This is a genomic window from Sulfuricurvum sp. (genome assembly GCF_028712165.1).
Classification (GTDB): domain Bacteria; phylum Campylobacterota; class Campylobacteria; order Campylobacterales; family Sulfurimonadaceae; genus Sulfuricurvum.
Genome location: NZ_JAQTQR010000099.1, coordinates 1 through 7,695, shown reverse-complemented (window position 1 = coordinate 7,695; position 7,695 = coordinate 1). Strand labels below are relative to the sequence as shown.

The window sequence follows — 7,695 nt, the reverse complement described above, 5'->3', positions numbered from 1 at the left end:
CCAAATACATTGTTATCGATGAAAAAACCATTACCGCTCAAGAAGACACTGCCAGTATCCGTTTTTATGCCAATGCATCCGGCTACGTTCAACGTCACAAAGGTGTCTTTACGATTTCGCATGAACTTCAAATTGAATCTGCCAGTTTCAAAAAAACAGGTTCTATTGAAGCAGGAATCGACAAAGAAATTTCACTAAAAATCAAAAAGAAAGTTTCAAATGAGGATTCCATCGGATCAGGGGTCAATATCGATGTTCAGAAACTGGATGTCAGCGGAACGGTAGGAAGCAATTCGAATATTCAGGCATGCGAAGTCAATATCGGTGCCCAAACCCATAAAAAATCTCAGATCAACGTAACTGAAGTCGCCACTATTCACCTCCATCGCGGCAATCTCAAAGCCAAAGAGGCCAACATCGATATTTTGGAAGCAGGGAAAATCGAAGCGGAAACTGTACGTGTTAAGACGATGGTAGGCGGAGAGATTATCGCCCACAAAGTGTATATCGATACACTCCATTCTAACGCCAAAATTACGGCGCTTGAACTTATCGAAATACAGCGTATCGAAGGAGCGGGAAACAACCTCATCATCAATCCCGACGCTATCGAAAGCTATCATGAAAAAATTGCATCATTTGAAATAGCTATTCGTGATAAAACGTCCCGTTTACAAGAACAGAGTAAAGAGTTTATTACGAAACAACTCTCTTTCAAAGAAAAGAACAGCCGTATAAAACTCTTTCAACAACGCGTCCTCGAAGCACAAAAGAATGGAGTTGATCCTGCAAAAGGTGATGTTGTCCGTTTGATGCAGTATAAAGCAGAAGTGAATGCACTCAAAGAATTTTCAGAAAAACTAAAAGAAGAAGAGCTCGCGCTCCATGCATTGCGTGATGAACTCGAAAAAAACTATGCTGCTGATATCCATGCCTGTATCACCCACCACAATCTTTACAACGGGCATAACCGAGTTGTATTTATCGACCCTAAGAGTCATAAAGAATACGCTCTCTCTCCCGAGGGAAAAGTGACCCATATACGATTGCGTCAAGAGGGAGACGAGAAAAAACTTCTCTTAGAATCCTAAAAAAAACAAACTCCTTTTAGAACACACCGTGGGTTTTAACTTCTTACGGTAAAACTCTTCTATGAAATTATCAAATCTAACCCTTAACACCCCCTATTTGTCACTTGATCCGATCTTCTATCATGAAGTTGCACCCACACCGCTGCATAATCCGCGGCTTGTCAGTTTTAATCCGGGAGCCGCCAAACTCTTGGGACTTGACCCTGCGCACCTTACTGACGAAGAACTCGAAAAACTTCTGAACGGGACTTTATTTTTAGAAGGCTCACGCCCTTATGCCATGTGCTATGCCGGCCATCAATTCGGCTATTACGTCCCGCGTCTCGGTGATGGCCGTGCTATTAATCTAGGATGTGCCAATGGATGGAATCTGCAGCTTAAAGGTTCAGGACAAACACTTTATTCCCGCCAAGGCGACGGACGGGCCGTATTACGTTCCTCTATCCGCGAATATTTGATAAGTGAAGCGATGAACGCTCTTGGAATTCCTACCAGTCGCGCATTGGCACTAATCAGTTCTGATGAAAAAGTAGCTCGGGAGAGATGGGAACGAGGTGCCATTGTCTTGCGTTTGGCCCCGTCATGGATACGGTTTGGAAGTTTCGAGTATTTTTTTCATACCAACAAGCACAAAGAGCTTGAAAGTTTAGCCGACTTTTTGCTCCAGGAATCGTTCCCGCAGTTTGTAGAAAGTGAAGATGCCTATCTCAAAATGTACGGAGAGATCGTCAAACGTACCGCAGAGATGATCGCTGGTTGGCAATCGGTTGGATTTAACCACGGAGTGATGAACACCGATAATATGTCCGCCATCGGTATTACCATCGATTATGGCCCCTTTGCCTTTATGGATACGTTTGAGAGCGGTTACATCTGTAACCATACCGATGCACAAGGCAGGTACAGCTACGATAATCAACCCCGTATCGGGTATTGGAATCTGGAACGTCTTGCCCATGCCCTTTCCCCTCTTGTCACCCATGAGAAGCTCCAAACAGAATTGGAAAAGTACGGCAGCTATTTCACAACTCGGCTTATGGAACTTTTACGTGCTAAACTCGGCCTCGATACACCGCAGGAAAATGACAGCGATCTATTCAGAACACTCTTCTCCGTTATGGAAAACGGACGTATTGATATGACTCCGTTTTTTCGTACTCTCAGCCGCTATGGCGGTAATAGAGACGTTCTGCTGGCATTAACGCTTGCACCGAATCAGCTAAATGAATGGCTTGATACCTATGATACGCGTCTTGCACAGAATACTCTCTCCACACACGATCGCCATACGCAAATGCTCTACACCAATCCAAAATATGTTCTCAAAAATTATATTCTCCAAGAAGCGATTGACGCTGCGGAAAAAGACGATTTTGCCCTTGTCAATGATCTCCTCATTCTGGCTCAAAATCCTTATGATGAACATGAACCGTTTGAACGCTATGCCGGTGTGACTCCGCAGCAGCATACAAATCTAAAACTGAGTTGTTCCTCTTAGCAGGCAACTTTTCATACATTTCCAAGTAGTAGATTAATTAAACAAACATTTTGTAATCAGAATGTAACCCATTAAAAAATGATTATTTTTTGATCAGTATAGCTCCTGAATTTTTTCAATACCTCTTTATACTGTCACCATTATTCACCCTAAATTATTTTGTGCAGGAACACTTATGCAGCGCAGCCATCTTATCAGTTATATGCCCGACGTCCAAAATTTTGAAAAAAATATGAATACCCTCTCAGGGAAATGGGATTTACTCACACTTCTGGGATCAATGTCCAATATCGGTATGGATACGAGTGAAACACGCAAAGCGTTTGAAGACTTACTCGACGAACCGCTAAAGCGTCTGATCGAAGAGACCTTTAACAAAAGTCTCAATGAACTCGAGTCCAAAGCACAAACAGCGATTGATATTTTGATCCGCAATCTTTTCGAACGCACTGCCGATATCGGTTTCCTCGCTACCGATGATGATATCCGCGATTATCTTCTCTTTTTGCATTCGACCGATATGTCCGCCTCCGAAGAGATGCGCGAAATCAAAATGAAGAAAAAAGAGGCACTGACGGAGCGATTCGCAGAATACGTATCCAAATACAGTGTCTATGAAAATATCATTCTCCTCGATCTAAAAGGAAAAGTTCTAGTACAGCTCGACACGGCTAATCCCGTGACATTTTCAAAAGATCCGCTGATCCAAGAGTCTCTGCGAACCTATCAGGGATATGTCGAGACCTATCGCGCAAGTGATCTTACCCACCATAAACCTTCTCTCATCTATTCGTATCGTGTCTGTAACCCCGAAAATGATGAACCGCTAGGAGTATTGTGTCTGATATTCCGTTTTGAAAATGAACTCAAAAGTATTTTTCATAAACTAACCCGCGATAATCCTTATATTGCACTCGAACTGCTCAATCCATACAGTGAAGTAATCGCCTCTTCATCAGCACATCATGTTCCGGTCGGTTCCCATCTGACTCCGCGCAACAATGAGGATCAGCAAACCTATTATGCCGGCTTTGAATACCTCTACAAAGCGGTCAAAACTACAGGTTATCAGGGATACAACGGTTCGGGATGGATCGGACATGCAATGGTGCCGCTTCACTTGGCATTTCGTACCTCTTCGCGCTCCACATTTTTAAAAAATGATCTGTTTGATACGGTGGCCAATGCAAAAACCTATTATCCCCAAGAGCTCCAGGATATTTTGGCAAAAGCCAAAAAAATCCAAAGCGAACTCGATATTACGGTCTGGAACGGAAATGTCCAAATCGCTAATTCGGCCGGCCACGAAAGTCCATTTACCAAAGCACTCCTCTCCGAGATATCAAAAACCGGAGAAGAAACCAAACGGGTTTTCGATCATACCGTCGCCAACTTGAATACGGCTATGCTGATCCAGCATCTGGAAGCGTTAAAGTTCCAATCTTCTCTTGCAATAGACATTATGGATCGCAACTTGTATGAACGGGCGAATGATTGCCGATGGTGGGCACTGACGACCACCTTTCGAGAATCCCTCTCGCATACAAACCCGAGTAATGAAGAACGGGAAAAAATGAATACGATTTTAGAATATATCAACGGTCTTTATACCGTCTATAGCACTATGTTTATCTATGATCGAGAAGGAACCATTATAGCGGTCTCCAATCCATCCGATAATGCAATCATTGGGAAAAAAGTAGGCTATTCATGGGCGCTTGAAACACTGGATCTTAAAACCACTCAGGAGTATGTCGTTTCAGCTTTCGAGCCGAGCCCTTATTATGCCAACCGTTCCACCTATATCTATAATGCCTGTATCCGCAACTTTAATGAGGAAAATGTAGGAGGGATCGGAATCGTCTTTGATGCGGAATCACAGTTTGAAGCAATGCTGCACGACACTCTCCCAAAAGACGAAAATCATCTCATACCGGAGGGGATGTTTGCACTCTTTATCGATCGCAGCGGTCGTGTCATCTCTTCCACAACGTCAACTATCAATGTCGGAGAGACCCTCCAACTTCCGGTTTCCGTCTTGGAACTTTCTCCGGGACAAAGCGATGCACAGATTCTCCCTTATAACGGAGTCTATTACGCACTCGGTGCAACCTGCTCAAACGGATATCGGGAATACAAACAAAGCGACGGATACGACAACGATCTTATCGCACTTCTATACCGCCCTATCGGTGCGATGCAAGTCCTTGAAACTGAAGTCCCAGCCCAGCGTATCTACACGTATCCGAAAGCAAACGGTACCGAAGAGACTACTGAAATTTCTACCTTTTTCGTTTCTGGATCACTCTTTGCAATCGAATCAAAAAATGTCGTCTGTTCCCTTGCTCATCAAGAACTCACCTCAATACTGCATGCCAGTGAATACAATCTCGGTGTCATCAGCTATGACAAACGGATGATTAGCGTTATTTCACTTGCTAAATTGCTCGGGAAGGAGAAAAAGTACGATAAAGAGCGCGACACTGTCATTTTGGTAAAAACAGTGCTTGAAAAACAGGTCGTTTATCTCGGATTGGCTGTGGATGCTATTTACAGCAGTCCTGAAATTCCGATCCGTTCCATCAGCCACTACAGCAATATTTTGAAAAATGAAAATTCGCTGACAAAAGCGGTCATCATTCCCGATCGTGCCGAAGATTTCGGGAATGAGATGATTTCGATCCTAGACATTCCGAAAATCTATTTGCAGCTTGTACAACCCTATTCTAATCCGATGCACAAAGTGATGGCGTAAACTTACAGTTCGATGTTTTCGCTGTAACTGAGACGCAAACCGTCCTCACCCATCACAAATCCATGAATGGAAATTTTTCCCTCATGGACGAGTCTGTGATGTTTCGCACACAACGGAATCAGGTTATAGCGGTGATTCATCCCGTAATGACCAATCGATCCGCCGTCATCCGCATTCGCCTGAGGTACGATATGGTGTACCTCATCGACCGCTTCATCGCATAATGCGCATTTGGTCAAAAAGAGCTTGTTGTTATAACGGCTTTTCTTTTCGCGCTTCAGCATCGATGCTTCATGCGTCTTGTCCGTGATACGTCCCCGAATCTCATAGGCTTTTTTCAAAAAGGTTTCGTCCATGTGAAGCGATTTGGCAAATTCCAGCCCGTACAGCGTCGAACCGCTGCCGCTTTTGAGCTTGCGGTCATAAACCAGTTTGTCGCTCGCCTCATCGTAATAGACACCTAAATGGAGCAATACGATCTCACGCGCTTTTTGGATTTCTGCCAATGAAGAGAGTTGATGCAGATGGGTCGCGAAAATAAACATACTGCCGATCTCACGCAGTTTTAGGATCGCACTGGCAACAATGGCAAGTGCGGATTCGGTCTCGGTTCCATGACTGATCTCATCCCCGAGAATGAGGGTATTCTCCGTTGCACGGTTAAAGATGTTTCGCAACTCCAGCATCTCAACCGCAAAGGTCGAAAGCCCTTTGTAGAGATTGTCTTTACTCACAATACGGGTCAGAAGCTTATCGACGGGAGAAAACCGCATCATGGCACATGGTACGAAAAATCCACCCTGTGCCATCACGACTGAGAGGCCGATACTCTTCATCAGCGAAGACTTCCCGCTGGAATTGATCCCGTACAACAAGACCCCTTTGACATCTTCACCGTTTTCTATCGTCGTATGTTCCGCATAAGTATGTTCCGAAACAGATCCTAAAAAGAGATCATTCGGAACAAAGATACCGTTCTCTTCGCGTGATTCGATCAAAGGATGGCGGAGACCGACTGTTTCTATAAACGCTTTTGGAGATGAAACGATAGTAGGTCGAATGTAACGGTATTGCTTAGCACACTTTGCGCCGCTCAACGAAACATCTACGACGGCGAGAAAAGAGATCAGATGCTCGATCGCATGGGAAAACCGTCTCTCGATCTCTTCTAGATGTTCACGATAGCGCTCTTTGACCTGCGCGATCATCCGTGATTTTGCCCCCGCATTTTCGATGGAGAGTTCATCCAAAAGGGTGGAGGAGAGTTTGACCGTCGTTTTGAGTTTGCGGATTTGAAAATCGCGGAAAAAATAGTGCTGATTGTCCAGTGTAAAAAAACTGTTATGAAGCGCTTCTTCGACACTCACATAACGGTTCCGAGTCATCAATAAATGATACCCTTCGCTTTCCAGCCATCCGACCTGTGCGTAAGAGCCGCCCGATTCGAAAAATGTATCGATATGATCTATGATGGTACCCAGTTTTGAAAGATTATCACTCTGTAACTGCTCCAGCGCATCGATGGAGGGATCGATCCCCTCATTAAAGAGATTCTCATCCACCTGATCGCGCCGAAATTTCGCACACGCTTCGATATTAAAGATCCGTCTCATCTCAGAAGCACACAGGCGGCACTCCTGAGCGCTCGACTTATCGTATCCGATCCCAAGTCTGTCCGCATCGCTAAAGAGGCTTTCAGCCGCACTCAATGATGCGTAAAAATAAGCCAGTTCGAACGGATGAAGTTTCCCGAGTTTCAGACGGCGTAAAATCCGCTCCAGATCGTACACTTCTTTGAGTTTTGTCTCAAACGGCGCAATATGATCACCCATCTTATCGATCAGGTCGTAGCGCTCTTCGAGAAGTTTGGCATCGCAGATTGGATTCAAAAGCCGCTCTCGCAGCAGCCGTTTCCCCATTGCCGTAGAGGTTTTATCGATGAGTTTGAGGAGTGTCATCTCATCATGATCGCGCGAAATGATCCCCAACTGTTCCGCCGCATTATTCCCCAGATACATATAACGATTGGTTCCTAAAAACGTCGGACGGTTCATCTTCTCGATAATCCCTGCATCATGATCGATAATGACGTTGATAAGGATGCAGAGTGATTCGGAGGCATATGGATAGCGTTCCAAATCGAGATACTCGATAGGGCTGAGAAGCGAGCGGATTTGATAGATCCGTTCAAAGAGTTCGTTTTGGTAATCGATTCTCAGACGCTTCTCATTTTGGGAAGTACGATGATGATTTTTGATCTCCAAATAGCGGTTCACTTCATCCCGGTCGATATCTCCAGCACTGAATGTCACGACTACTTCGGAGGTTTGATAGCTTTGCAAGAGGGTAAA

At 44.6% G+C, this 7,695-nt stretch carries 4 protein-coding genes; 3 read left to right on the top strand and 1 reads right to left on the bottom strand.

From position 1 onward, the window contains the following. From PHP90_RS13130 to PHP90_RS13120, 3 genes are all read left to right on the top strand, one after another. On the top strand, window positions 1–1,091 hold a 1,091-nt coding region (locus PHP90_RS13130), incomplete at its 5' end, for a hypothetical protein (protein WP_299930836.1). Window positions 1,092–1,152: 61 nt separating this feature from the next. Next, window positions 1,153–2,589, top strand: a complete 1,437-nt coding sequence (locus PHP90_RS13125) for a protein adenylyltransferase SelO family protein (protein ID WP_299930834.1) — start codon at window positions 1,153–1,155, stop codon at window positions 2,587–2,589. A gap of 175 nt (window positions 2,590–2,764) precedes the next feature. After that, window positions 2,765–5,344, top strand: a complete 2,580-nt coding sequence (locus PHP90_RS13120) for a chemotaxis protein CheW (protein WP_299930833.1) — start codon at window positions 2,765–2,767, stop codon at window positions 5,342–5,344. Between the two features lie 2 nt (window positions 5,345–5,346). Here PHP90_RS13120 and PHP90_RS13115 read toward each other — a convergent pair. Then, on the bottom strand, window positions 5,347–7,695 hold a 2,349-nt coding region (locus PHP90_RS13115; RefSeq protein WP_299930831.1), incomplete at its 5' end, for an HNH endonuclease.

Excerpts from the sequence above, each read along its gene's own strand:
- PHP90_RS13125 (WP_299930834.1), top strand. The coding sequence starts at position 1,153 with ATGAAATTATCAAATCTAACCCTTAACACCCCCTATTTGTCACTTGAT.
- PHP90_RS13120 (WP_299930833.1), top strand. The coding sequence starts at position 2,765 with ATGCAGCGCAGCCATCTTATCAGTTATATGCCCGACGTCCAAAATTTT.